Source organism: Paenibacillus sp. V4I5 (genome assembly GCF_030817255.1).
Classification (GTDB): domain Bacteria; phylum Bacillota; class Bacilli; order Paenibacillales; family NBRC-103111; genus Paenibacillus_E.
In genome coordinates, this window is record NZ_JAUSZB010000002.1 from 4,406,513 (window position 1) to 4,431,530 (window position 25,018).

Sequence of the window (25,018 nt, forward strand, 5' to 3'; positions counted from 1 at the left end):
GCCTTACCTCCAAATGTTCAGGATTATTGATGATAGTGCTGCCACAGCTCCGTATTCGATGTAGTGACTGCCGTTGCTCCGGCTCCTAGCGCAAGCTCCACATCCTCCACCGTACGAATGAGTCCTCCTGCAAAAATAGGAATGCCCGAACGCTCCTTCACTTCCGTGATAATGTGCGGAATTATACCGGGAAGCACCTCAATGAAATCAGGTTTTGTCCTTTCCAAAAGCGTGTAGCTTTTATCCAAGGCAGTGCTATCTAGGAGAAAAAGCCGCTGAATGGCGATCAAGCCATTCTGTTTTGTCTTCATAATTACATTTCCCCGCGTCGAAATGATACCCGCAGGACGAATACTCTGACACAGAAATTCCGCCGCATAATCGTCGTTTTTGAGCCCTTCTATTAAGTCAGCGTGCAGCAGCAGCTTCTTTCCGTTTGCTTTGCCCAGATCCACGATACTTTTTAACTGCCCAATATGACAATCTAACAGAACAATATACGTATAGTTAGATTTAAATAGCTTCTCTAAGTCTCTCATTTTGCGAATGGCCGGTAAAATACGCTGCTCTTCCAAAGACAAAACCATCGCCCCCGTTTCTTGAAAATGATCATTACTCCAGAATAAGTGGAAATGACAGCAAAAAAACTCACCAAGTATTGCCAATGATATTCAATGGGCAATCCAAGTGAGTCTCCTGTCTCCGTCACATGTTATTAACTTACCTTCATTGTACTGAGGTGAGTACATCATGTCAATGACAATGATCATCCAGCTACCTTAGGTCGACAGGGCCTTACGTACGGCTAAAATATACTTCGACTGATCCAGCGGATTGACCCCACGCCGCTTACGCTCCGCATGAACGTCCGGCGGACTTGGCTGATAGCCTGAGAAAGAGGAAGTTATCACACCTCGTCCGCCTGACATTGCACTCAGCTTCACTGGATATTCCAGTGACGTAGCGACAGGCAGACGACCCTCGACTACAAATCTGCCTCCTGTAATTTGCGGCGGATCAAAAGCCGCTCTCATCTGCACAAGGTCGCTGAGCACCTTGCCGCCGAACTCTTCAGGCACGGTAATGCGAACCTGCAGCAGCGGTTCGAGCAGCGTCGTGCCAGTCTGCGCAAGGCCTTGCATGATGCCCATCGGCGTAGCGACAGCAAAGTCGAGCGGGTGAGTGTGCCACACGTGATGCTCACCCTCGACAAGCGTCACCTTCAAGTCGGTGACTTCCCAAGCGAGCAGCCCTTGCTGGAGTGCCTCCGGCACGCGGCGCTCCACCTCGTTCTGGTACTGCACGAGCAGATGCTCGCCGCGTACCAGCGACTCATACACGAGCCCGCTGCCTGGCGCCCCAGGCTCGATGCGAAAGCGTAAGATCGCCCAGCACGGCTTGGGCATCGTATAGGCAATGAAGCCTTCGCCCACTTGCGAAGGCGTTTCTTTGTAGATCACGGAAGGTTGGTCGAACTTTACTTGGAGCCCAAAGCGCGAATTCAAGAGACTCGTGAGAATCTCGAGCTGAATCGCGCCCATGACTTTCATATGCAGCTCACGTTCCTCCTGCAGCCACTGCAGATCGAGCAGCGGATCCTCGTCCGTCAGTTCCTGCAGCGCTGCGACGAGCGCCGGGTACTGCGCCTCGCTTTCGGCGTGAACCTGTACGGTCAAGAGCGGAACCGCCATCTGCGGAGCAGGCGGCACGCTATCTGCCCGACCCAGCACATCGCCGATCCGCACCTGCGTTAAGCCGCAGACGGCTGCAATATCGCCGGCCGTGACAAACCCGATATCTTCGGCTTTACGGCCGTCGATTTTGCGAATCTGGGTCACCTTCTCCTCCACGCCCTGCGTGACATTGACGACGGTGTCCCGGTTGCGGATCGTCCCCTCGTAGAGGCGGACGTACGCCATTCTCCCCATGGTCTTGTCCCGCTCGACCTTGAACACCACGGCCGAAAGCGGCTGCTCCGCAGAGCCGCTCGGCCCAGGCAAATAATCAAGGATCGCTTCCATCAGCTCCTTGATACCGAGCCCCTTGCTGGAGGCGCCCACCAGCAAAGGAAAAACCTCCCCCTGCCGCGCATACCGCTGCAGGGTTGCTTTCACCTCGCGCGCCTCGATCGGCGTGCCTTCAATGTAGCTCGTGAGCATCCGCTCGTCTAGCTCCGATAGCTTCTCCACCGCGGATGCCAAGTCGAATCCGCGTACCCCATCCGCGGCGTCCGCATCCGTCGCACCATCCACCAACACGTTCACCGCACCGCGGAACGTGTCCTCTCGACCAAGCGGTGCATGGATCGGCACCGCCATCTCCGTGAGCTGCTTGTGAATGTCGCGCAGTACGCGCTCGGGATCCGCGCCAACACGGTCCATTTTATTCATATACAGCAAAGTTGGTATCTTGAGGGATTGCAGCGTATGCCAGATCATTTCGGTCTGTGACTGTACGCCTTCTACCGCTGAAACAATAAGAATAGCCCCGTCCATCACCCGAAGTGAACGCTCCACCTCTGACAAGAAATCGACGTGCCCCGGCGTATCTACAAGATTAATCAATGTATCCTTCCATGAAAAAGAGGTCGTTGCGCTGCGAACCGAAATCCCCCGCTCTCTTTCCACATCCATAGAATCGGTCTGCGCAGTCCCGTTATCTACACTACCAAGCGCACGAATTCGCCCGCTATGATAAAGAATATGCTCTGTCGTTGTCGTCTTACCCGCATCCACGTGCGCAAAAATGCCCACATTTCTTCTGGATTTTGCTTGATTATCATCCCTCATCAGAGCTCGAATCCCTTTCTATCACTATCTTACTTTTATTATACTAAAAGTGCGTACAATTGAGTAAGCTTGCCTGTTACCAATAAACTTTTTACAAATTTTACTATACCTGAAGACTGTTGGCTATTATGATGGAAATACTGAACCTAAGGAGGTTTTCACGCCATGGAAACTACGGAATTCGAGGAGTCAAGCAAGTCTATCCAACCTGAGGTAACTACCATACTATTGAATAAAATGCATCCTGCGATAAAAGCCTTGTCCCAAGCAGACAGCAAGCTAGCTAGTCTCATTGAACTGATCGGTGACCTTACACTCACGCCCAGCTACAAGCCATTTGAGTCGCTCGTAATGTCGATTATTTCCCAACAACTCTCTGCAAAAGCGGCAGCAACGATTAAAGCCAGAGTGAAGCTTATCATACCGAACGTCACACCTGAGCTTGTGCTCGCTGTGGAAGAGGAGGCTATTAGACAATGCGGGGTCTCCTATCCCAAAATCCGTTACATCCGGGACCTCAGCACAAAGGTGATAACCGGCGAGGTGGCACTCGACAATCTGCAAGATTTAGATAACACAGAGCTGCTCAAACAGCTCACAAGTGTCAAAGGCATCGGCGCCTGGACGGCGGAAATGTTCCTCATTTTCACATTAGGCAGACCCGATGTTATGTCAATTGGTGACGCCGGCCTCCAACGTGCGACCAAATGGCTGCATACCCTTGCCGATCGCAAGGACGGTAACTATTTAGGCGAAATCGCACCAAACTGGGCACCTCATCGCAGCTTTGCCTCGTTATATTTATGGCGTGCGATTGATATGGGCTTTGTGGACTCAGGCCTACAGGTGGAGGCTTGCACGAAACCCAACTTATGAATGAATTCACATTCTCAATCGAATGATGTTGTATAAAGACTTTGGCAACTACGTTAGCCCATCTACCTTCACGAATCTGCTGAACGACGCTAAAATCATTCAGCAAAGAAAAATACATAGCTAACCAAGTTAAAAAGGGGAAAATCCTCACTAATCCCTTATTCCAAAACCTAATCTAAAAAAGCGTAAGAAGCCATCAAGGCTCCTCACGCTTATTCTCATTTCACTGCCATTCGTAATCCTCTTAAGTATGTTTGAAGCATACGCCGCAGACTCTCGTCTCTTTCCAGCTCCATTCGGAAGCCATTTCTATGCTCGAGTGAGGCAAAGCCATGCACCATGCTCCGAAATCCTCGTACTACGTGCAGTGCATCTTCTTCACTTAGTCCATAAGGCGCTAAAATGCGCAGTAGGAAGAGCACAACTTGGCTGCCAGCTTCCTTCAACTCAGGATCCTCGTAGTCAGGCAATGAGGAGATGGCCTCGTATAACCCCGGCTGCTTCCTAGCGAATATGACGTAAGCGAAGCCTGCTGCCAGAAGCGCGTCATCTTCAGATTTGCCGATAGCAGCTTCTACCATCGCTTCTTTAATGAGTACGAGACCTCGCCTTGAAAGCTGCTTTCTAAGGTCAGGCAAGCCTTTGATATGATTGTATAGTGACGGTGTTTTTACGTTCAATTTAGCTGCTAATGTAGCGAGTGTCAGCTGCTCAACACCTTGTAAATCGGCCATTTCAATTGCTGCTTGGAGCACAGTCTCTGCGTCTAACCCCTGTCGGTATGCCACGAAAGTTCCTCTTCTCTGTCTCTAAATTGTTGCTGCATCTGTATGAAACTTTTTAGCTGCTTCTTCCAAAATACGATCCATAGTAGGGATCGGCTGCTCAATCATCCGTCCGTGTCCGACGGCCAGAACGCTTGGCTCTAGCTGTCTCAGCTTGCGTGCACTCTCCAACGACACTTCTTTATTCCAAGTCGCCATCGCTGGGAACGGAAACCAGAATTTCATAACGCCCGAGACCGCTGCACCGCCACGAACTTGAAAAGCGTCCCCAGCAATCAACGCCCGACTGCGCACATCTAGGAAAGCCATCATCCCTGGCGTATGCCCAGGAGCTGATACAGCTTGCAGCGATCCTACGCGGTCGCCATCCTCCAGCAGTACATCCGGCTTCGTCTGTACAGACTTAGGAACATCTCCCTTAATCGGCGAATTCGGTTCGCCAGCTTCTAATTCTTTGCTGCCCGCCAGCAGTTTGGCATCTCTTCTTGAGATATAGACCTTAACATTCGGCAGCACCTTTTTCAAACCGTCAAGTGCCCCAATATGGTCTCCATGTGCATGTGTAAGGACGATGCGAGTGATCGGCTTTCCAATCTGTTCTGCTGCTTGAAGAATGCCTTTGACACTGAACGGCAGCGCCGCATCAATAAGCGTTAATTCATTCTCTTCCTCCACTAAATAACAATTCACCGGAAAAAATCTCGGCATAAAAGCCAGTTGATACAAAGAACCGATTCGTGTCATTTTCATAATAACGCCTCCCGTTTACTATTTATATTAGTATAATAACTAATGACATTAGTTTTGTAAATAGAGAATTGCCTTAAATCCATTTTTTTCTGCATTATGGTAAAATAGATCTCATATTTGCACCAAAGCCTATTTCGATAAAGTGAGGAACCCCACATGAATACAGAAACGTTAGAGCTTTTTCGGACGCTGACGGAAATGCAAGCAGCGCCCGGTTTCGAACGAGAAATCCGCAAGTTTGTTCGCGGTGAATTGGAGAAATATACAGACGAGTTCGTACAGGATGGACTCGGCAGCTTGTTCGGTATCCTGCGCGGCGATGAAACAGGCCCTAAGATCATGGTGGCCGGCCATTTCGACGAGGTCGGCTTCCTTGTTAGCGGCATCACGGAGCATGGCACGATCAAGTTCCAGCCTCTCGGTGGCTGGTTCAGTCAAGTACTGCCCGCGCAGCGCGTGCAGATTATGACGGATCAAGGGCCGATCATCGGCGTGATCGGCTCGGTGCCCGTGCACTTGCTGGACGAAGCGGCACGCAGCAAGCCTGCAGACATCAAGACGATGTATGTTGACATCGGCGCTGAAGATAAAGCCGATGCGCAGCGCATCGGCGTTCGTCTCGGGCAGCAGATTGTTCCCATCTGCCCGTTCACACCCCTGGCCAATCCGAAACGGATTATGGCCAAGGCTTGGGACAATCGCTACGGCGTCGGCCTGGCGATTGAGCTGATGAAGGAGCTTCACGGCGGGCCGAAGCTCCCGAATGTCCTGTACGCCGGTGCAACCGTACAGGAAGAAGTTGGCGTGCGCGGCGGACGCACGGCTGCGCATCTCATCCAGCCGGACTTGTTCTACGCGCTGGATGCCAGCGCCGCCGGGGATATGACCGGCGACCGCAATGCCTTTGGGCAGCTAGGGCGCGGTGCGCTGCTGCGTATCTTTGATCCCACGATGATCACCCACCGTGGGATGGTCGAATTCATTCTCGATACGGCGGAGACGCATAAGATTCCGTATCAGTACTTCATCTCGGCGGGCGGAACAGACGCCGGACTGGTGCACGTGCAAGGCAGCGGCATTCCCTCTGCCGTCATCGGTGTTTGCGCGCGCTATATTCATACATCCGCGTCCATTCTTCACGTGGATGACTATGCCGCCGCGAAGGAACTTCTGATCAAGCTCGTGCAAGCGAGCGATCGCACAACATTGAATACGATCCACGCACAAGCGTAATCGCATTCTTTATTACCTTTCCAATTAAGTGTTAGCACGAAAAGTGGTTGAGCAGAATGTATTTCCTGCTCAACCACTTTTTTTGTTTTGTTTCATCGCTACTTTCATTTCAAGTAAATATAGAACTTATGTTCCAATATATGGTATAATTAGCAGAATCATTGGATTATAGAAAGAAGGACGACTATGACGTATACCATTCGTGAGGCTACATCCCAAGATACTAAACAAATTAGCCGGTTTGTTTCAGAGCGTACCGGCAAGGCCATTTCACCTTTACATATTGAAAATAGGCTGCATTTTATGCGTGAGAACCCGGATGAAGCCCTCTATGTGTATGAGGAGAAGAATCAAATTCTCGGTACATTAGGCTTTCGGATTCGCCATGGTGCCGATAAGATTTTGAAATTCAGTGAAATATCCGTCATTTCTATGGATGAAACGAAGAGCCGCCAAGCAGCAGCAGATAAATTAAAAAGCTATGCCGAGCAGCTAACCAGTACGCATGCCTGCTCCGGTATGTGGTGGATCACTGGATCAGAGAAGAACGATGAGTCACGGGCAGCCAATGAGCCATTAGGCTTTCATGAAACGGGTTACCGATTCGTTAAACGATTTCTCTAGAAAATCAGGAATATGCTTACACTAAGGAGTGAAAGACATGTCATCTGGGTTTAACATGGGGCCTTTTCCTGGTGGGAGCGGCGGAAATCTTTTTCTAATAATCTTTATAAGTGTATTCGTTCTCGTCATTGGCACTTTTATCATTTTGATTATTAAATCACTTATGACATGGTCATCCAATAATGCCTCCCCCATCCAAAGCCAGAACTGTAAGGTCGTAGCCAAAAGAATGCATGTCAGCGGTGGCTCCGGAGATTCAAGTGCAAGTACGAGTTATTATGCCACCTTTGAATTCGAAGATCGAAGTAGACTCGAGTTAAGGGTGGGACGGGAACAGTTTGGTTATATCGTAGAGGGTGACCAGGGAACATTAATGTATCAAGGCACAAGGTTCAAGGAATTCTCTCGTCCTCTACTATAACAATCATAAGGAGCGCTTCATATGACACATCAGTTTGTAAGCATCAAAGGCTTAGAATTGGTCGCCAAAGTTAGGGCTTTCTGCATGGAACTGCCGGAAGCAGAAGAAAAGGTAGATGGCTTCGGTCATATCACCTTCCGTGTGAAGGATAAACCCTTCGTGATGATGGGCGAGACGGATGGTCAACCATCTACAGCTATTAAAACGAACATGACAACACAAGAGTTCCTCCTTCATCAAGAGGGTACTCCCTACCACAAAACGCCCTACATTGGACAGCATGGATGGGTTTCAATTCTAGATACAGACAAGGTTCCTTGGAAGGAAATTGAAGATCTGATAATGGAAGGATATGCCCGGACAGCTCCGAAAAAACTTCTCAGCCAGCTGCAAGCAACTCGGAAATAGCTGCATGTTTCGGGTTGCTTCTTGCCATTAACCCGGTTTTTCAGCGTCTAGTGCACAAAGTGACTCCCCAAGTAGCCCAGATCTCTAGCTAGTGAGCCGAGTAGATAGGAATGGCGTTAGTTGGATCATGTTGCGGTTGGAAGAAAAGGTTATGGAAGACAGCTTGGTAGAGCTCGCGACATCCACACTCACAAATTGAGCTCCGACCTGGATTTACCGTTTCACTTAAAGGCCATAAACAAGAAATCAGGATTTCGCCTAAAAATAAAGTATACGGAAGGAATTCAACGAATAACCTGAATTTGTCGGCAAAAATTGGATTTTATCGAATAATCTGAATATTTACAATATTTTAATAATGGGCTATTATAAGAGCAGGCCCACTTGAAGGACAAGCCGCACAGACGGTACGGCACCCTGATAGGAGCCAGGATATTCTCAACTTAGGAAGGGGATAGTCCAATGGACCACGTTAGCGAAACATGCCCACTTTTACTTCAAACGACGGAAGAAAAGGTGCGGGAACGAACTTCGTTCATCGGGCATGTGGGAATCCAACACGGTAAATGTGAATAGCGTTTATTCGAGGAAAGGATCCGTTCGTAAGTAAAGTCGTAATTTGCAACGTTAGTTGATTGAATGGAGTTGTGTAGGTACAATTGAATACCTTTATTGATCCTTAGGGACCTCCGGTTATCTTAGATAAGCGGGGGTCTCTATTTGCGTTCACTCCTTACTTTGGCAAAGGGAGCTGAACCGTAAATATGGTCTTCTTTTCCGGCGCACTGACTACGGAAATAGTTCCCTGATGCATTTCGGTAATTTTCTTCACGATAGATAGGCCAAGTCCATTACCGCCAGACGTTCGATTTCTGGATTTATCTGCTTTATAAAACCGTTCAAAAATATGCGCTCGATCCTCCTCCGAAATGCCCGCCCCATTATTCGAAATTCGGATAATCGCTTTTTCCCCGCTGCTTGTGAGATGAACGCCGATCGTTCCGCCATTAGGCGTGAATTTGATTGCGTTATGAATCAGATTGGTCCATACCTGGCTCAGCAGGTCTTCGTCAGCAATCAGTGTAATCTCCTCTAGTTCAACATCCATCTCTATGTCTTTATCCACCCACTGCGGTTCGCAGGCCAGAATATGATTGCGAATTTGCTTATCCAATCGATAACTTTTCGGCTCAAATGGGTGGTGTTGCGATTCTAACGAAGATAGCTTCAGTAAGTTATCGCTAAGTTTGGATAGCCGTGTACTCTCAGCTTCAATGATTTCTAGATAATGCTTACGCTCCGCAGCTGTAATCTGGTCATTCTGTAGAGCGCGGGAGAAGCCGCTAATTGAGGTCAAGGGCGACTGTATTTCGTGGGATACGTTGGAGATGAATTCCTGCCTCATTTTCTCTAACTGCCCTAATTCAACGGCCATGTTGTTGATCGAATCCACCAGCTCCACGAAAGGACCACCATGTGGATTATTATCAACGGACACGTTAAAATCCCCTCTCGACATACTTTGAATCGCCTGAACCATCGTTTGAAAGAAGAGCATTTGCTTACTGCGGAGAAGCCTGCCTAGGAAGACCATGGTTATTCCCCAAAGAAACATGCCACCGAGCGAGTTGATCAATTGGACAACAACCTCGGAAGGGCGCTTGTTTATAGATGTATATAGCCATTCTGTTCCGTAAAAGACTGCCAACCAATAAAGAATAATAAGCACAAAAATGCTTACAGCAGACAAAAAGCCACGTACTCGCTGAGTTTTTGTCATTTTGCTCTTCACTAACCTCTTTCGCTTCTTCATTCTCATGTTCGCAGCACCTCCATCCGGTAACCTAACCCACGAATTGTTGCGATCCGAAAAGCATGCCGCTCCTCGGGAAACCGCTCGCGCAATCGATTAATGTGAACATCTACGGTACGTTCGTTACCTTCGTAATCGAAGCCCCAAATCTGCTCGATCAACTGATCACGCGAGAAGGTTTTGCCCGGGTAGCTCGCCAACTTATAGAGCAGCTCGAATTCTTTAAGCGGTAAGGTGACGCTCTCGGAGCCAACGGTTACTTCGTAGGTTTTGCGGTTCATGCTCAGGTCTCCGACCTGAACCGTTTGGGAAGAAGCAATTTTGTAACGCTTCAGCAGCGCTTTCACTCGCATTGCCAGTTCCACAGGCTCGAATGGCTTGACGAGGTAATCGTCGGTGCCAAGCTCGAAGCCTTTGACCTTCTGCGAGGTTTCACCTTTGGCGGTGAGCATGAGCAGAGGGATATCGTAATGCTCCCTGAGCTCTTTGCACAGCTCCCACCCGTCCATATTCGGCATCATGATATCCATGATCACCATGTCGACTTGGACGGTTTCGAGTTGTTTAAGCGCATCAGCGCCGTCAGAGGCTTCGATGACATCGAAGCCTTCTTTCAGCATGAAGACGCGGACCAGCTCGCGTATATAAGGATCATCATCTACGATCATAATAGGTGCCATTTGCATCTAGCCTCGCTTTTGGAAATCTTCTTTATTTATTCTTTCTAGCATACAACAGCAAACGGGTTTAGACGAATTCAGATTGCTGCAGCACCGAGTCTTTATTCGGTCGTACATCGTTATCGATGGGATTTGTCACTTGCGGCAGCATCCTTGCCTTACCTAAGAAGAAAGTGATGATGACTCCGGCAAAAACAATGAGACTCCCTACCAAGAATATGCCGCTCAAGCCATGAACAAATACCTGCTGCAGCTCTGCCAAAATGTCTGCAGGCAGCTTCGCTCGCGCATTCGCATCAAGCAGCAGCTGTGGATTGGCGAATTGCCCCAGCTGCTCCGCAGGGATTTGGCGGAACTTTTCGCCCATACCAGAAAGGCCTTCTGCCATTCGATTCGTCATCATGACCCCCATGATGCTCACCCCTACCGTTGCCCCAATAGAACGAAAAAACTGAATGAGCGATGTTACGATACCGCGACTAGTCGCCCCAACTTCACCTTGCACCGCAATGTTTAGTGTGGGCATAATGAGACCCATTCCTAGCCCAGCCACGATCATATAGAGGATGATGAGAAGCTTGGAAGTACCTGCATCCATGGTCGACATGAAGGTGAATCCGATACCTATGAGAATCATCCCCGTACCTATTAAGGTGCGATAAGAAACTTTGCTCGACATCCTTCCGCCCATAATGGCTGATGCCACAACGGATAACATAAGCGGCGTCAAGATATATCCAGCAATCGAAGGGCTGACGCCGATGACGCCTTGCACGAATAAAGGAATGTAAGTAATTGCACCGAACATGCCTACGCTCATCAAGACGGCAATCATGCTGGTGACGGAAATGACTTTATTTTTGAACAAATGCAGGGGGATCATTGGCTCCTTGGCTTTGGTTTCAACCCAGAGGAACAGACCTAGAAGAATGGCACACGCCGAGAAAAGACCGATTATTTGTGGAGAACTCCACGCATAATGCACGCTTCCTGCTGCCTCCGGATCTCCCCCTAGCACCAGACCGAGCAAACCTGAAACAATAGCTCCGCTTAATGTGAGTGCACCCAACCAATCTATGGAGCGTTTCTCGTTGTTCCGGCTTTCTTTAAGTGTTGAACCGATAATCACCATTGCTGCGATACCAAACGGAAGATTCACATAGAAAATCCAGCTCCAGTTCAAATGTTCCACGATAAAGCCGCCGATCGCTGGCCCAATTATACTAGACAAAGCCATTACACCGCCGAACAAACCTTGCATTTTTCCACGTTTCTCTACGGGCATAATATCGCCAATAATCGTCATTGCGATCGGCATCAATGCACCGGCGCCAATACCCTGCAGACCGCGGTAGATGATAAGCTCCGTCATGTTCGTCGCCAGCCCGCATAGCGCAGAGCCAATTACGAAAATACCAATCCCTACGAGGTAAATACGCTTCCTACCATACAGATCCGCCAATTTCCCAAAGATGGGCATACTAGTCGTCGAGGTTAACATGTAGATGGAGAACACCCAGCTGTACATCGCAATCCCGCCCAAATCTCGAATAACGGTTGGCATCGCCGTCGAGATGATCGTCTGATCCAGGGCTCCCAATAGCATTCCGAGCATCAATCCTACTATAATCCACGCTACTTTCTTTGGTTCACTACTCATTGCTAATCGCTCCTTTGCCATTTCAATCGGATGAAATTAGCATAAGGGACATTTATAAACTGAATTTAAACCAGTGTGGGCAATTTATTATGTAAAGGCTTTTATTGGAAAAATTTTTGTGATACATTTTGGGAAAAGGAACTGTTTGGGGGTATATACCTATATGGCCAATCATACATATGCAGATCTCAAAACGCTTCCCACCGGCGAAGCAGAAAAAGCGTTTCAAAATGAAGTCTTCTCCGAGGGATACTCCGGGTTTCGCCGACTGCTAGATGGCATAACGGAGGCGATCAAAACAGCCGGGGATACTGACATCGAAGGCATTGAGATGACCATCGCCAAAGCAAGCCGTCTGTTCCCTGAGCCCGTTATTTTCAGCCCCTCGTGGGAATGCATTTGGCCAGAACTGAATGCTACCTTAGCAGCGAAAAAGCATGTCTTATCTACCATATCCCCAACAGACCGCAAAGGCGAGTGGCAGGTTATTATGGATAACCCTCAAGTCGTACAAGAGGTTGTTTGCTACCCCGGTCTGGAATTCCATGACGCTGCCTATCTGTACGCCTACTTCCGGCCTCAGCTGGAAAAGTCCGAGTATATCCGGCTGCAGAAGATCCAAACGGTCATTCAGGAAATTGGCGGTTGATCTATCCAAAAGGAGAAATGCCATGATTATCATGATCAACGGAGCTTTCGGAGCAGGAAAGACGACAGCCGCCAATGGACTGTTTCCCCTAGTTCCAGGCAGCATGATTTTTGATCCAGAAGAAATCGGTTATATGCTCAGAAAGCTAGTTCCTGTAGAGGAGCGATTAGCCCATGAGCGAACGGATGATTTTCAAGACATGGAGCTGTGGAAAGTTCTCACGGTCAAGACTGCTGCTGAGTTGAAATCGATGTACAACAAGCATCTCATTGTGCCGATGACCATTTATAAACGCCAAAATTTCGACTATATCTATGATGGATTCAAGAGGTGTGGACAAGGATGTCTTTCATTTCTGCCTTAGCGCTTCCGCGGAAACACTGCATAGACGTTTAACCAACCGTGGTGATGAGCCGGGGGGATGGCAATTTCAACAAGTGGACAAGTGTGTAGCCGCGTTAAAGGACCCTGTCTTTGAGGATCATATTATGACGGATGAATTGGAAACGGAAGATATTATTCGCATGATTTTAAAGAAAATATCCTACTAACATCTTACTTACGCGAACTTCAAAATGGGGGTTATCTCAGTGGTCGTTTCATTAATAGCAGCAGCATCAATTAACGGCGTGATAGGTATGGATGAGATTATTCCATGGCGCATACCAGGTGAGCAAAAGCGTTTCAAGGAGCTAACTCTCGGAAAATCCATCATTATGGGGAGAAAAACGTATGAGTCTATTGGCAAGCCTTTGCCCCAAAGGAAAACCGTTATCATTTCTAGAACTCAACAAATCACGGAAACGAATTGTATAACGGTAAAATCGCTGAATGAAGCTTATGAGCTGTTGAAAGACGAGGAAGAAATTTTCATCGCTGGCGGTGGAGAAATTTATAAAGAAGCGCTGCCCTCTGCCGACAAATTGTATCTTACGGTTGTTGAGCAAGAAATCGAAGGTAATATTTATTTCCCTGAATTCGAAAAGGAAGCCTTCGACCTGACCTATCATCAGAAAATGGATGGCACCATTCCGTATACCTACTACACGTATGAAAGAAAAAAGTGAATCTACTTACCTTTCCGAGGTTTTAGCAGGAACCATTCCACAACAATGAGATTGATAAGTAAACCGATCCAGATGTTTATTTCTAAAATATCAGCGACCATTTGCTCACGACCGCCTGCGGGAAGATGGAACCCCATCTTAGCGATATACAGCAAAATACAGATTGGGACAATCAACCTTGCCGAAGTGGCGACGAGTGTAACCGCGTAGCTGCGAATCATCCATACACGATGCTCATCGAATTGCCTTTTGACCGCGTATCGGAAGCCTTTCCAGGTTGTAAATAGCCAAAGTAGACTCAACGCAATAAATGCCATGGCCTTTGTAAAGCTTTCGATATAAAAGGTCATAACGAGTCCCAAGAGACCGCCCAGCATAACGCTGATGACATACACGCGTCCCAAAGCCCGATGCCATGCCGGATAGTTGGTGCGGAAGCGCTTATGAAATTGAAATAAACCACTAACGAGCGCAACGAACGCGAATCCAATATGTAGAACAAGTACGGTATAGTGTAGGGAAAATGCCGTATTTAACTTTACTCGGCTATCGGCCGGATTCAAGGTGACGTAGGGAAATATCGCGGCAATCGCCACACCTATGGTAATGATCACAAAGAAAATCCCTAGCTTTTTACTCATATACAGCCCCCGTTTATATTCATCACTCCTTCTGCTATCTTACCTTCCTGGTCTAAAACCCTTCTAAATTAATCCTTAAATAAAACTAAACTCGTTACATTTATTTGAGCTTAGACTTCATCCACTCGCACCATACCAAGTCTGCGTCTACTTTGAGCGTTGCTTTCTGAATCAGCACATAAAGCCCAAATAGCGGATCATGGATCTCTAGTTCCTCGAGCGGTTTAACAGCTTCCTGTTTAATTCGTTCATAAGATTGTGTGAACCGCTCTTTCTTCTTCTGGTAGTATACCTCACGCTCATGAAGTACTTTCCGCGCTTGTTCTTTGTCTACAAGTCCAATACAGAATACTTTCAGTGCCAACTCATCCCTTACAACGGGCTCATCTGTAGGCTCTGCAATCCATTGCTTGAGTGCCTCCCTGCCATTATCTGTTAAGGAATAGACCTTTTTATCCGGTTTATCCGACTGAGGAACATGCACAAATTCAACATACCCCTTCTGTTCTAATTGGGCGAGGAGAGGGTAGATTTGACTATGCTTCGCTTGCCAAAATGGCTGAATGTTTTGCGTTAGTTCATAGCCAGTTCGGGAATTTCTGGTTAAAAGGCTTAGTAAGCCATATGAAAGGGTATTCATAGCCACTCCTTTGTTATGTCATTATTGACATATAGATGCATTGGTAGTATGATGATTTTCATTCAAATTATAGAGAATACTACAGATAAGATCAATGGATAGAGTGGAGGCATTACTTTGAGCAAGGATGAATTACAGCAAGTGCGTTTCTGGCCGATCATGATTGCTATTTTCTTCGGGTCGTTCGTTGCGATCCTGAGTATGAGTACAATTAATATTGCGATACCGATTTTAAGTGATCATTTTCAAACTGACTTAAGCAAAATTCAATGGACAATTACCGGCTTCATGCTCGCTAGCGGAACGATTGCCCCAATTACAGGCTATTTGGGAGAGCGGTTCAGCTATAAGCTTCTATATGCAACGGCACTCGCAGGCTTCACAGTGTTTTCCTTTTTATGCGCGGTCGCTTGGGACGCTCCTTCCCTCATTGCCTTCCGCATTGCGCAAGGCGCCTTCAGCGGACTCATCATGCCGGCGACTATGACCATTGTGTACCAAGTGATACCGCGGGAAAAACAGCCGATTGCGATTTCCCTTTGGTCCTTGTCTGCCATGATGGCTCCTGCTATTGGGCCTACGTTGGCCGGATGGCTTTTGCAAAATTGGAGCTGGCACTGGTTGTTCCTTATGAACGTGCCTGTCGGTGTCATTGCCATTGTTCTCGTATTTAAGTTGATTCCTTACTATCGTCTTTCTGTACCGAAAAAGTTTGATCTAATTGGCTTATTAACAGTCATCGTAAGCAGTCTTTCTTTACTCGTCGCTTTCTCTCAAGGTCATGCTTGGGGATGGACGTCAGGTAAAGTTGTTGGCTTGTTCGCGCTTGGTATCCTTGTACTTCTGCTCTTCATTTGGAGAGAGCTGCGCGTAGAGACACCGCTACTGAATATTCGCGTATTAACGAATTCACGTTATACACTAACACTAATTATTTCTAGTATTGTTACGATTAGTTTGTACTCAGGCACTTTTTTGACTCCTATATTTCTGCAAAATATTCAGCACGTGACGCCGCTTGATACGGGCTTAATCCTGCTTCCTGCCTCACTTGTGATGGCATTAAGCATGCCAATTGTGGGCAAACTATATAGTATTGTAGGTCCGCGTATTCTCATATTTATTGGTATTTCATTAATCGCTATAGGAACATTAACGCTTAGCTGGCTAAGTGTCGATGTATCTCGCGGTTATATCGTGTTCTGGATGATCGTTCGGAACCTCGGGATCGCCTTTGCAACCATGCCCTCAAGTAATGCTGGGATGGAGCAAATTCCGAGAACGCTGTCCGGTCATGCGACCTCGATCAGCAACTGGGTGCGCAATGTGTTCGGCTCCTTTGCCATTGCCCTGTTCACTTCTGTCCTTACAACGCAAACCGCCACGCATGCCAAGAATTTGGCCAGCAGCGGCTTGTCGGATAAGGTACAGATCGGGATGCAGTCATTCACCATGAGTGTGAATGATGTTTACTTGCTTGCCACATTCATCGTGCTAGCCGCGCTGCCGCTCAGCTTGTTCATTGGCAAACAGACTGAGCCTACAGAGAAGCCTACTGCTGCTCCGACTCCCGTCGTTATTCAACCCAAACCAGCTGAATAAGAAGGTCTGTGGCTGACACAGTCTGCCTAGCAACACACTGAAAAAACCTACTGTATGTACATTTCAATAAAAAAAGCGTTACGGACATGGGGTTTGCCGCCTCAAACGTCCGTAACGCTTTTTTTTAACTCAAGATTTATCGACGTAGTTATTCATTACTAACATGGCTGCGCCTACCACGATCGATTTGCTCTTCAATTCGGAAGTCAGGATTTTAAACGTGTCACGAAAAGGTTCCCACACCACCTGCCCGCACTGCTCTTCGATTAAAGGCACAATCTCACTGTAATTTTCCACCAAATCACCACACAGAATGACGGCATCGGGATTGTACATGCAGACGATATTGTTAATGGTTATACCAATGTAAAGCGAAGTTCTGGAAATAATATCTTGGGCCCAGTTCTCTTCGTTTTGTGCAGCAGCAAACAACTGCTGGATATCGGCGGTCTCCTTGATTCGGTTTGCTTCATGCAGAATGGCCGATTCGTCGATATACGTTTGCAGACATCCTCTTTTGCCACATTCGCACATGTTGCCATTCGGATCCAGCGTGGTATGTCCTAACTCCCCGGCACTGTTCGAACCCCCACGAAAAATGTCGCCATCTATAATCAAAGATGAACCGACGCCGGTGCCCAATTCAATCAATGCCGTCTTTCTCGATCCGCGGGCGGATCCTAATAAATACTCAGCAAGGATTTTCACTTTCAAGTCATTGTCAATGACCGTAAGAATGTGCAGCTTGTCCTGGATGAACTGGGCCAAAGGGATATTTCTCCAACCCAATGTCGACGAGTATTGGACGATTCCCCGTTCATGGTCGATCACACCAGGCACGCCGATGCCGATGCCAATGATTTTCGACTTGTCCAAATTTTTATGCGCAATAATCAATTTGATTGTCTCGGAGATGATGGCGGCCGTAGCTTCAGGGGTTGTTTGCAAAGCGATATGCTCAACTCGCTCCTCATGGAGAAGTTCGCCGCTGAACTCCATGACTCCGAACTTAATCGCCTTTTTACCGATGTCCACCCCAATTGTATAAACCGCCTGGGGATCGATATCTAACATAATCGCCTTACGTCCAACGCCTACCGAGGTTAACGCAGTTTCCCTCACCAATCCTTGTTCACATAACTCACCTACGATACGCCCGACGGAAGTTGGACTCAACTTGGTGATTTTGGTGATTTCCGCACGGGAGATGGGCCGACTCTTTTTAATAATTTCCAAAATCATCTGCTTATTGTGCAGTCTGATAACATCTTGGTCATGCTTCTCAATTTTTTTCATTTGGATTCCTCTTCTTTATTCCACCCATGTTAATAAATCTAATGTTAACCATCCTATACACCGCAGTCAACCATTAGCAACATGATCCCTACCTATATTTTTTATATCTTTAATTTTTTCTATATCGATCTCATTTAACGGATTATGATCCACCCGTACCCCTCTGCCGAAATGAATCTCTTTAACACCAGTCGATTGAAGGAAGGAGGGAATTGCACTTACCGTCAATCCACTTCCGGCTAAAATTTGCAGGTGCGAATGTTCCGTTTGTTTAACAAGCCGGCTTATCTCTTCTTGCGCATCAAGCACGTTTGGCTTTCCTCCAGATGTAAGCACCCGATCAATTTGGCTATAAGATAGAAGTTCCTCTAAAGCTTTCTCCAGGTTGCTTACTTCGTCAAATGCACGATGAAAAGTCACGGATAATCCTTCCGCCTCATCTAACAATCGGCGCAGCGTCTCGTGATCAATCCTACGGTCTGGGGTAAGCGCCCCAAGCACAACGCCATGAGCCCCAATCCGTTTCACTGTCTGTATATCTTTCATCATCACGCCCAGATCTCTCTGGTCATAGCAAAAAGATTGGCTATGCGGGCGAATCATCACTTGAACAGGGATGATCGTGCTATGCATAACCTCGTCAATTAAGCCATAGCTAGGCGTTAACCCACCCTCTAGAATCCCAGTTATGAGTTCGATACGATCCGCACCGCTCTGTTCGGCCAATAAAGCATCCCTTACCGTAGTTGCAATAACTTCCAGCAGCATGATTCTCCTCCTAATATAGGGATCTTTGAGCGTAGCTCAAAGTCTCTCCACTTAGGGATCTTTGAGCGTAGCTCAAAGTCTCTCCGCTTAGGGATCTTTGAGCGTAGCTCAAAGTCTCTCCGCTTAGGGATCTTTGAGCGTAGCTCAAAGTCTCTCCGCTTAGGGATCTTTGAGCGTAGCTCAAAGTCTCTCCGCTTCACCAATTGAAGTCGTTATCCTTTGACTGCACCCTCTGTAAGACCTGATACAATGTATTTTTGAGCAAAAGCGAACATAATCACAACCGGAATCAAGGATAAAATACCCGCTGCGCTCATTTGTCCCCAGTTAATATCAAATTTTTGCACAAAGCTGCTTAGTCCTACAGGGACTGTTTTGGTGCTTTCACTATTCGTAAACATAACTCCGAAAAACAAATCGTTCCATGCTCCAGTAAATGCGAATACAAGGGTAGCAACAATTCCCGGCCGCATAATAGGCAGAATAATTTTGGTCATCGTTTGAAATTTATTACACCCGTCAATAAGAGCCGCTTCCTCGAGAGATACGGGAATTCTCTGAAAGAAACTGGACATCGTCAGTAAACAAAAAGGAATGTTCATAGCCGTATAGGTAATGATCAACGAAGGCAGCTTATTTAACAAGTGTAACTGACTGAAAGTAATGAAGAGTGGAACTAAAATGACCATCACAGGAATCATCTGAGTAGCCAAAAAGGAAATTAGAAATAACTTCTTGCCTCGAAATGAATATCTGGCCATACTATAGCCACCTAGAATGGATACAAACAACACAAGAATAGAGCTACTCATACTCACAATAAAGCTATTCATAAAATACAGCGGAAAGTTAGAATTCTGGAAAGTGTCTATATAGTTCGAAAAAGTTAAATTTTGGGGCCAAAGCGTTAGCTTCCCGCTATAAATTTCCTGTCTATCTTTTAAAGAAGTAACTAGCATCCAATAAAAAGGAAACAAAGCACCGATTAGGAACAATGTTAACGTAATGACTCGAGAAACCGTCGGGGTTACATTCCGAACATAGGAGATCATTAGAAATCACCTGCATCATCATATTTAGTCGTTTTCAAGAAAATTAACGTATAAAGAATAAGTATCACTAGCATCATAATTCCTAAAGCGGAGGCTTGCCCGTAGTCCGTCGTATAAAAGATTTTATTAAATATATAGGAAGGCAAGTTATGGGAAGTATTCGCTGGACCCCCATTGGTCATGATGTAGATCAAATCGGCTGAATTGAATACCCAAATCACTCGAAGCAGCAATGTAATAATAATCGTCGGTTTGATATAAGGAATCGTAACCCGAAACAGTTTGGTCATTCGGCCTGCCCCATCCATATCAGCAGATTCATAGATGTCTTTAGGTACATTTTGTAGAGCAGCAAGAATCATAATCCCGAAAAAAGGCACTCCATACCAAACCATCGCAGCGATGACTGGGAAAATAGAGACATGTGGAATAGCCAAAAAGGGGATGCCTTTTTCCAGAATTCCGAGGTTCACCAATAAGTAATTAATAAGCCCATTCTGTTCATTAAACAACCATTTAAAAATCATCCCGATTAGAAAAGCAGACACAGCCCAAGGCAGGAAAACAATAGATTGGTAGATATTTTTCCCTTTAAACTGTTTATTTAGCGCTAGTGCCAAAATAAATCCAAGAATGAATTGCAAACCTACCGTTAAGATGACCCAAAGTAACGAATTGCCTAATATTTGAGGGAGATTCTTATCTATCAGCAAAGATCTAAAATTTTCAAAACCTGAAAAGTGGATATTACCCGGTTCAAATAAGACATAATGCATAAAAGCAAGCTTAAGTCCTGATAGTAACGGATAAGCAAAAAAAGCTAGAATAATTAGAACAGCAGGAGTGATTAATAAATAGGGCTCGAATGATTTCCATCGAATTGCTTTTAGCATGCTTTCTCTCCCCGCCTTTTCAATACTTAGAATAGATAACCGGGGATTCATTCGTGTCCCCGGTTATCTGCTTTCTTTTTTATGGATTTTCTTTCATATAAGCTTGTTGTTCTTTTGTTAGAAAATCTGCAAGATGCTTAACAGTATCTTCGAGCGATTGCGCTTTTGTCAAATATTTTTGCGTCTCTTCTACTGCGAACGTTCCCGTGAATTGACCAAGCTTCGTTAAATGGCTCGGAGGGCCTGCAAACACAATGTTGGAATCCGCCATGGAACCAGCATACCCAGCAATAGGACCTTTGCTGAAGAACGGATCTTTCAGGTTTTCTTTGTAAATAGGAATCGTAGAGTTTTTAATGCTGTACGCTAGGTTATTCTCAGGAGAGCTTAAGAATTCGATAAGCTTCCAGGAAGCCTCTTTATTTTGTGATTTGGAAGACATCGCGTAAGCGGCTGTGTAACCCCAGAAAATATAACGTTTTCCGTCATCGGCTTTTGGCATTGGAACTACATTCCATGTGCCTTCTTTCATATTTTTCTGAGCTGTAATAATGACTTCAGGCGTTTGATTTAAAATAGCAGTTTGACCGTTTAAGAATCCTTGAACCATTTCGTTGAAGCCCCAATTGACAGACTCTTTAGGAGCATTTCCGTTTAAGTAAACATCATAAAATTTCTTAAAGGCCGCAGCGCCTTCAGGTTTATACAAAATCGATTTGCCATCCTTATCAAACCAACTGTCAGAGTGGACCGCCGCCATGACATATTCCATTGCTCGAATAACGCCGTTGGCTCCTCCCCTAAAGGAAATACCGTATCTGTTTTTCGCAGAGTCTGTGAATTTTTGCGCTAAATTAAAGTAATCATCCCATGTCGCAATGGTCTCGGGCATATTCAGTTCTTTAAACCAATCGCTTCTGATAAATAAGCCCTGCAGCAAGAATCCATCTGGAATCGCATAGACATTCCCTTTGAATTTGTTTCTCGCTTGTTTGGTTGCTTCCGTCAAATTATTTAATTGATCCCATTTGTCATAAAAGGGCTGCAGGTTCTCGATATACCCAGCTGAAGCCATGGCGACTAAGGAAGTATCATCAATACTCAATACGTCGGGAAGAATCCCAGCTGCACCCATGGTCATCCATTTCTTATTCGCATCATCCCAAGGGACAGACGTATATTCAACTTCAATATTCGGGTTTTTCTCTTGAAATTGCTTCAGAAGCCCCTGCATAAGCGCTGTTCTTTCCGGGCTTGGAAGCGGATCGAGATACGAGATTTTCGCTTTCTTGCCTGTGGCTTCTTTGGCTCCTGCGGCTCCAGTGGCTTTTGCCGCATCATTCTGCCCGCCATTTGTAGAACATCCTGCTAAGGCAAAAGTAAGTACAAGACTGGTGCATAAGGCTAGAATCGTAGCTTTTTTCTTCATTTTATAACCCCTCCTGTAATTTGATCTATGTTATAAAATCTTGCTGAAGATCGTTTCCTCAACATAATTTAGTAACTAAGCCTGGGTTTCTATATGGTTTCTAAGGTAAACACTGCTTTGTTCGTTCCGATAATCTTACGATTGTCGTTAATCATGTCCGTTGGCGTGAGTTGATACATACGGTCAATCGTCTCTTGGTTACTATAACCAATCTGTTCAAGGATGGATGCCGTAATGAGGGGCCACTCATCCTCAGAACCATCCATCACTTTAAGCGCGAAACCTAGCTGTTCTTTTTTCAATCCAAAGCAGTACACACCTTTAGCTCCGCCCTTAGCGACAATATTGGGATCCATAAGTAAGCTGGAGCAGATTCGATCTGAACCGGCGATCATCTCGTAATGCTCGTTCATAAGAGCGGTAATTCGGATGACGGCGGCTCGAATTTCTAGATCTTCAATCACCTCTGGACAGGCCAGCTTCATGAAGGCAGTTGCTAAATGCTTAAGAGGAATAGCGAACACCGGAAAACCGCAACCATCTGTACCTATGTGGATGTGTTCTCTTGGACATTCAGATAAGTAAGCGAGCGTGTCCACGATCTCGATCTGAGCAGGATGTTCAGGTTCAAAGTAGCCTTCGGTCGGATATCCCATTGTTTTACACAAAGCAAGAATACCAAGATGTTTTCCAGAACAATTATGATAAATCGAACGTTTAGGCTTCTGTGCTCTAAGCATGGCTTCTGAAGCAGGTACACTTAAGGGATAAGTGGGATGACAGACAAGTGCTTCCTCTCCCACTCCAATTTTGGTCAGCATGGATTCCAATGCTTCAACATGGAAGGTCTCCGCACGATGGGACCCGATCATAATAGCCGTTTCTTTATCAGATAGGCCAAACCTTCTATCCGCGCCATGCTTAATGACAGGAATAGCTTGAAACGGTTTTCCGGATGACCTTAAATATGTTAATGATTCTACATCCCCGACTGCATACTTAACTGCACCCGAGATGGAGACTCCGCAAATATGCCCGCTATGCACGCATTCCAACGCACCTCCACGATACTCTTCAACTAATGTTTTATCCATTTTGTCTTCCCCTCTTTTGCGTTTAATTTCATAGTTTACTGTTGTTGCGAGGCTAATTATTCCAATGATGTTATTAAATATTGAATAAAAACAATGAAATAAACAAATTTACAGAAATAATTGATTAATAGTATGATATTTATCTTTTATTTATTCCAGTGATGTTAATAATTAAATATTAACAACTCACCCAATCTATTGTCAAACATTTTTTATTTTTTTGTTATGTTAACTAACAGGTAGCGCTTTCGTAGTGAAGTTTTACAGAATATGAGACAATTAAAAAATCAACTCATGTTAACTAAGTTAACTCTAGTATTAATAAGAGTAGACCTAGTTTGTAATATTGATTTAAATCAACTAGGATTCTTGCTATATTAGAAGTAGAAATCCGGCGTAACCTTTTGCCGCCGTTTCAATTTACTTCGAAGAGGATGAGAACATGCGGTGGATTCCCTTTATTGCTTCCCTACCTATCATTTTCCTGCTAGGGGCTGACTCCTCTTCAGAAACCCGTAGTCCAGATATAGAATTGCTGCAATTCCGATCGCAAATGCAAATTAGTTCAAACATTGAACCTATTAACGCCTCTCTTCAGGGTGCAGACCAATTTGAGGTCGCTTGGCGATTGCAGGACTCTTCTCCTCAAAAGCTGTTTATTGCTAATGACAGCTCGGCCTATTACCAGTCCGATGGTCAGTGGAAATCTGTCCTTCCAAGCGGAGAACGGCTGCCGTTTAAGCAAAGCGCTAAGCTCCCGGAGGCATGGGTACCACAGATTTCGCTAAATTTGAAAGCAACCGAGCGCAGCCTGACCCTGCTCGAAGATCAAAAAGCACTCTGGACCTACTCACTTCCTGAGACAAGCCAAATTCGTCCAAGTACCCTTCAATACGATGCGGCTGAGCATATCTATTTTCAAGATAACAGCGGCAGTTGGTATTCGCTTGACCGGAACGGGAAAGAGCGCTACAAGCTGCTTCTGCAAGCTCAGGACAATCAGCTTGTATGTAAGGCTGCACCCTCAGGAGACGCTTTCTGCACATCACCAAGCCTCGGCGTTCTTGCCGTACGCGAAAAAATAAACGCCCCTCGCCTCATCATAGATGGCAAGGAGCGCTTTTTCCCACAACGTCCAGAAATTATTAACGATCACACATTCGTTCCACTTCGTTCTATCTTCGAGGCAATGAATACAAAGGTAGTCTGGAATCAGGAGACTCAAACGGTAACAGCCGTAAAAGGAAGTCGGACCATCAGCCTGACTCTGGATAGCGAGAAGGCACTGTTAAACGGCAAGAAGATTCAACTTGATGCTCCTCCGGTCCTCTATCAGGGAAGCATGTACGTACCGCTTCGCTTCGTTGGAGAAGCGCTTGGCGCGACCGTGATATGGGAGAATGCGACTCGAACCATCCAGATTATCAGCTAGACACACATGCGAGTCTGAGGCCATATATAGTTATTGTGCATAGTCTCCAGTATAGTTAATAAGAGACACATCCTACACCCCTTCAATTCTAGACAACTCATTCACAAAAGCCGTATTATCATCCCGCAGACGCATCTCTAGCGTCAATTCCGTGAAGTTTTTACGGACCGTTTTCGATTTCACCTGATAGTTCATTTGTCTTAACCTTGTACGCAGCTCTCCTATGGATTCGTCTGTATGACGAATAATCAATAGGTAGGGCTGTTCTCTTATTTTGCACCTGGACAGGAATAGAAGAGCTGCCCCCACAGCGACAGACCCTAGCAGTGAAACCGGGTAGAGCTTCGCCCCAGTCGCAATACCAACCGAAATCGCCCAGAACATGTAGACAATATCCAGCGGATCTTTCACCGCCG

26 protein-coding genes are annotated in these 25,018 nt (G+C 46.1%); 10 read left to right on the forward strand and 16 right to left on the reverse strand.

Annotated features, from left to right (window positions below):
* Window positions 1-23: 23 nt before the first annotated feature.
* Both QFZ78_RS22060 and QFZ78_RS22065 read right to left on the reverse strand, forming a co-directional pair.
* On the reverse strand, window positions 24-581 hold the full coding sequence (locus QFZ78_RS22060) for a glycerol-3-phosphate responsive antiterminator (protein WP_307550717.1): 558 nt from the start codon (window positions 579-581) through the stop codon (window positions 24-26).
* 198 nt (window positions 582-779) lie between these two features.
* Window positions 780-2,789 carry a GTP-binding protein gene (locus QFZ78_RS22065; protein WP_307550718.1) on the reverse strand — a complete coding sequence of 670 codons (2,010 nt, stop codon included), beginning with the start codon at window positions 2,787-2,789 and terminating at the stop codon, window positions 780-782.
* Between the two features lie 165 nt (window positions 2,790-2,954).
* On the opposite strand from QFZ78_RS22065, the gene QFZ78_RS22070 reads away from it, so the two are divergent.
* A complete protein-coding gene (locus tag QFZ78_RS22070; RefSeq protein ID WP_307550720.1) occupies window positions 2,955-3,665 on the forward strand; it encodes a DNA-3-methyladenine glycosylase family protein in 711 nt (236 codons plus the stop codon).
* Between the two features lie 218 nt (window positions 3,666-3,883).
* On the opposite strand, the gene QFZ78_RS22075 is transcribed toward QFZ78_RS22070, so the two are convergent.
* Window positions 3,884-4,453 carry a TetR/AcrR family transcriptional regulator gene (locus QFZ78_RS22075; RefSeq protein ID WP_307550722.1) on the reverse strand — a complete coding sequence of 190 codons (570 nt, stop codon included), beginning with the start codon at window positions 4,451-4,453 and terminating at the stop codon, window positions 3,884-3,886.
* A gap of 21 nt (window positions 4,454-4,474) precedes the next feature.
* A complete protein-coding gene (locus QFZ78_RS22080; RefSeq protein ID WP_307550724.1) occupies window positions 4,475-5,200 on the reverse strand; it encodes an MBL fold metallo-hydrolase in 726 nt (241 codons plus the stop codon).
* A gap of 156 nt (window positions 5,201-5,356) precedes the next feature.
* On the opposite strand from QFZ78_RS22080, the gene QFZ78_RS22085 reads away from it, so the two are divergent.
* The 4 genes from QFZ78_RS22085 (at window position 5,357) to QFZ78_RS22100 (ending at window position 7,886) form a co-directional block, all read left to right on the forward strand.
* Window positions 5,357-6,433 carry a M42 family metallopeptidase gene (locus QFZ78_RS22085; protein WP_307550726.1) on the forward strand — a complete coding sequence of 359 codons (1,077 nt, stop codon included), beginning with the start codon at window positions 5,357-5,359 and terminating at the stop codon, window positions 6,431-6,433.
* Between the two features lie 186 nt (window positions 6,434-6,619).
* Window positions 6,620-7,057 (forward strand): GNAT family N-acetyltransferase, encoded by a 438-nt coding sequence (locus QFZ78_RS22090; protein ID WP_307550728.1) that lies wholly within the window; start codon window positions 6,620-6,622, stop codon window positions 7,055-7,057.
* Window positions 7,058-7,094: 37 nt separating this feature from the next.
* On the forward strand, window positions 7,095-7,478 hold the full coding sequence (locus QFZ78_RS22095) for a DUF2500 domain-containing protein (RefSeq protein WP_307550730.1): 384 nt from the start codon (window positions 7,095-7,097) through the stop codon (window positions 7,476-7,478).
* 21 nt (window positions 7,479-7,499) lie between these two features.
* Window positions 7,500-7,886, forward strand: a complete 387-nt coding sequence (locus tag QFZ78_RS22100) for an MmcQ/YjbR family DNA-binding protein (protein ID WP_307550732.1) — start codon at window positions 7,500-7,502, stop codon at window positions 7,884-7,886.
* 733 nt (window positions 7,887-8,619) lie between these two features.
* Here the strand turns inward: QFZ78_RS22100 and QFZ78_RS22105 are convergent.
* The 3 genes from QFZ78_RS22105 to QFZ78_RS22115 form a co-directional block, all read right to left on the reverse strand.
* Window positions 8,620-9,705 (reverse strand): sensor histidine kinase, encoded by a 1,086-nt coding sequence (locus QFZ78_RS22105; RefSeq protein WP_307550734.1) that lies wholly within the window; start codon window positions 9,703-9,705, stop codon window positions 8,620-8,622.
* Entirely contained in the window at window positions 9,702-10,379 is a 678-nt protein-coding gene (locus QFZ78_RS22110; RefSeq protein ID WP_171643870.1) for a response regulator transcription factor, read from the reverse strand. The genes QFZ78_RS22105 and QFZ78_RS22110 overlap by 4 nt, the downstream gene beginning before the upstream one ends.
* Before the next feature lie 67 nt (window positions 10,380-10,446).
* Window positions 10,447-12,039, reverse strand: a complete 1,593-nt coding sequence (locus tag QFZ78_RS22115) for an MDR family MFS transporter (protein ID WP_307550736.1) — start codon at window positions 12,037-12,039, stop codon at window positions 10,447-10,449.
* 163 nt (window positions 12,040-12,202) lie between these two features.
* Between QFZ78_RS22115 and QFZ78_RS22120 the strand changes: the two genes are divergently transcribed.
* The 3 genes from QFZ78_RS22120 (at window position 12,203) to QFZ78_RS22130 (ending at window position 13,755) form a co-directional block, all read left to right on the forward strand.
* Window positions 12,203-12,688 carry a hypothetical protein gene (locus QFZ78_RS22120; RefSeq protein WP_307550738.1) on the forward strand — a complete coding sequence of 162 codons (486 nt, stop codon included), beginning with the start codon at window positions 12,203-12,205 and terminating at the stop codon, window positions 12,686-12,688.
* Window positions 12,689-12,710: 22 nt separating this feature from the next.
* Window positions 12,711-13,052, forward strand: a complete 342-nt coding sequence (locus QFZ78_RS22125) for a P-loop NTPase family protein (protein WP_307550740.1) — start codon at window positions 12,711-12,713, stop codon at window positions 13,050-13,052.
* Between the two features lie 226 nt (window positions 13,053-13,278).
* A complete protein-coding gene (locus QFZ78_RS22130; RefSeq protein ID WP_307550742.1) occupies window positions 13,279-13,755 on the forward strand; it encodes a dihydrofolate reductase in 477 nt (158 codons plus the stop codon).
* A gap of 2 nt (window positions 13,756-13,757) precedes the next feature.
* On the opposite strand, the gene QFZ78_RS22135 is transcribed toward QFZ78_RS22130, so the two are convergent.
* Window positions 13,758-14,396 (reverse strand): DUF2306 domain-containing protein, encoded by a 639-nt coding sequence (locus QFZ78_RS22135; protein WP_307550745.1) that lies wholly within the window; start codon window positions 14,394-14,396, stop codon window positions 13,758-13,760.
* Between the two features lie 100 nt (window positions 14,397-14,496).
* Complete coding sequence (locus QFZ78_RS22140) at window positions 14,497-15,036, reverse strand: PadR family transcriptional regulator (RefSeq protein WP_307550747.1); 540 nt, start codon at window positions 15,034-15,036, stop codon at window positions 14,497-14,499.
* A 117-nt stretch (window positions 15,037-15,153) separates the two neighbouring features.
* On the opposite strand from QFZ78_RS22140, the gene QFZ78_RS22145 reads away from it, so the two are divergent.
* Window positions 15,154-16,638, forward strand: a complete 1,485-nt coding sequence (locus QFZ78_RS22145) for a DHA2 family efflux MFS transporter permease subunit (RefSeq protein WP_307550749.1) — start codon at window positions 15,154-15,156, stop codon at window positions 16,636-16,638.
* 129 nt (window positions 16,639-16,767) lie between these two features.
* Here QFZ78_RS22145 and QFZ78_RS22150 read toward each other — a convergent pair whose 3' ends face one another.
* From QFZ78_RS22150 to QFZ78_RS22175, 6 genes are all read right to left on the reverse strand, one after another.
* Window positions 16,768-17,934, reverse strand: a complete 1,167-nt coding sequence (locus QFZ78_RS22150; protein WP_307550750.1) for an ROK family transcriptional regulator — start codon at window positions 17,932-17,934, stop codon at window positions 16,768-16,770.
* Window positions 17,935-18,000: 66 nt separating this feature from the next.
* Window positions 18,001-18,702 carry a copper homeostasis protein CutC gene (locus QFZ78_RS22155; RefSeq protein WP_307550752.1) on the reverse strand — a complete coding sequence of 234 codons (702 nt, stop codon included), beginning with the start codon at window positions 18,700-18,702 and terminating at the stop codon, window positions 18,001-18,003.
* Between the two features lie 212 nt (window positions 18,703-18,914).
* Window positions 18,915-19,754 carry a carbohydrate ABC transporter permease gene (locus tag QFZ78_RS22160; RefSeq protein WP_307550755.1) on the reverse strand — a complete coding sequence of 280 codons (840 nt, stop codon included), beginning with the start codon at window positions 19,752-19,754 and terminating at the stop codon, window positions 18,915-18,917.
* Window positions 19,754-20,647 carry a carbohydrate ABC transporter permease gene (locus tag QFZ78_RS22165; protein WP_307550756.1) on the reverse strand — a complete coding sequence of 298 codons (894 nt, stop codon included), beginning with the start codon at window positions 20,645-20,647 and terminating at the stop codon, window positions 19,754-19,756. The genes QFZ78_RS22160 and QFZ78_RS22165 overlap by 1 nt, the downstream gene beginning before the upstream one ends.
* Before the next feature lie 79 nt (window positions 20,648-20,726).
* Window positions 20,727-22,076: an ABC transporter substrate-binding protein gene (locus QFZ78_RS22170; RefSeq protein WP_307550757.1), complete on the reverse strand. Its 1,350-nt coding sequence runs from the start codon at window positions 22,074-22,076 to the stop codon at window positions 20,727-20,729.
* Between the two features lie 89 nt (window positions 22,077-22,165).
* A complete protein-coding gene (locus tag QFZ78_RS22175) occupies window positions 22,166-23,170 on the reverse strand; it encodes an asparaginase (protein WP_307550759.1) in 1,005 nt (334 codons plus the stop codon).
* Between the two features lie 442 nt (window positions 23,171-23,612).
* On the opposite strand from QFZ78_RS22175, the gene QFZ78_RS22180 reads away from it, so the two are divergent.
* Window positions 23,613-24,602 (forward strand): copper amine oxidase N-terminal domain-containing protein, encoded by a 990-nt coding sequence (locus QFZ78_RS22180; RefSeq protein WP_307550761.1) that lies wholly within the window; start codon window positions 23,613-23,615, stop codon window positions 24,600-24,602.
* Between the two features lie 72 nt (window positions 24,603-24,674).
* Here the strand turns inward: QFZ78_RS22180 and QFZ78_RS22185 are convergent, their stop codons facing one another.
* Entirely contained in the window at window positions 24,675-25,013 is a 339-nt protein-coding gene (locus QFZ78_RS22185; protein ID WP_307550763.1) for a hypothetical protein, read from the reverse strand.
* Window positions 25,014-25,018: the final 5 nt, after the last annotated feature.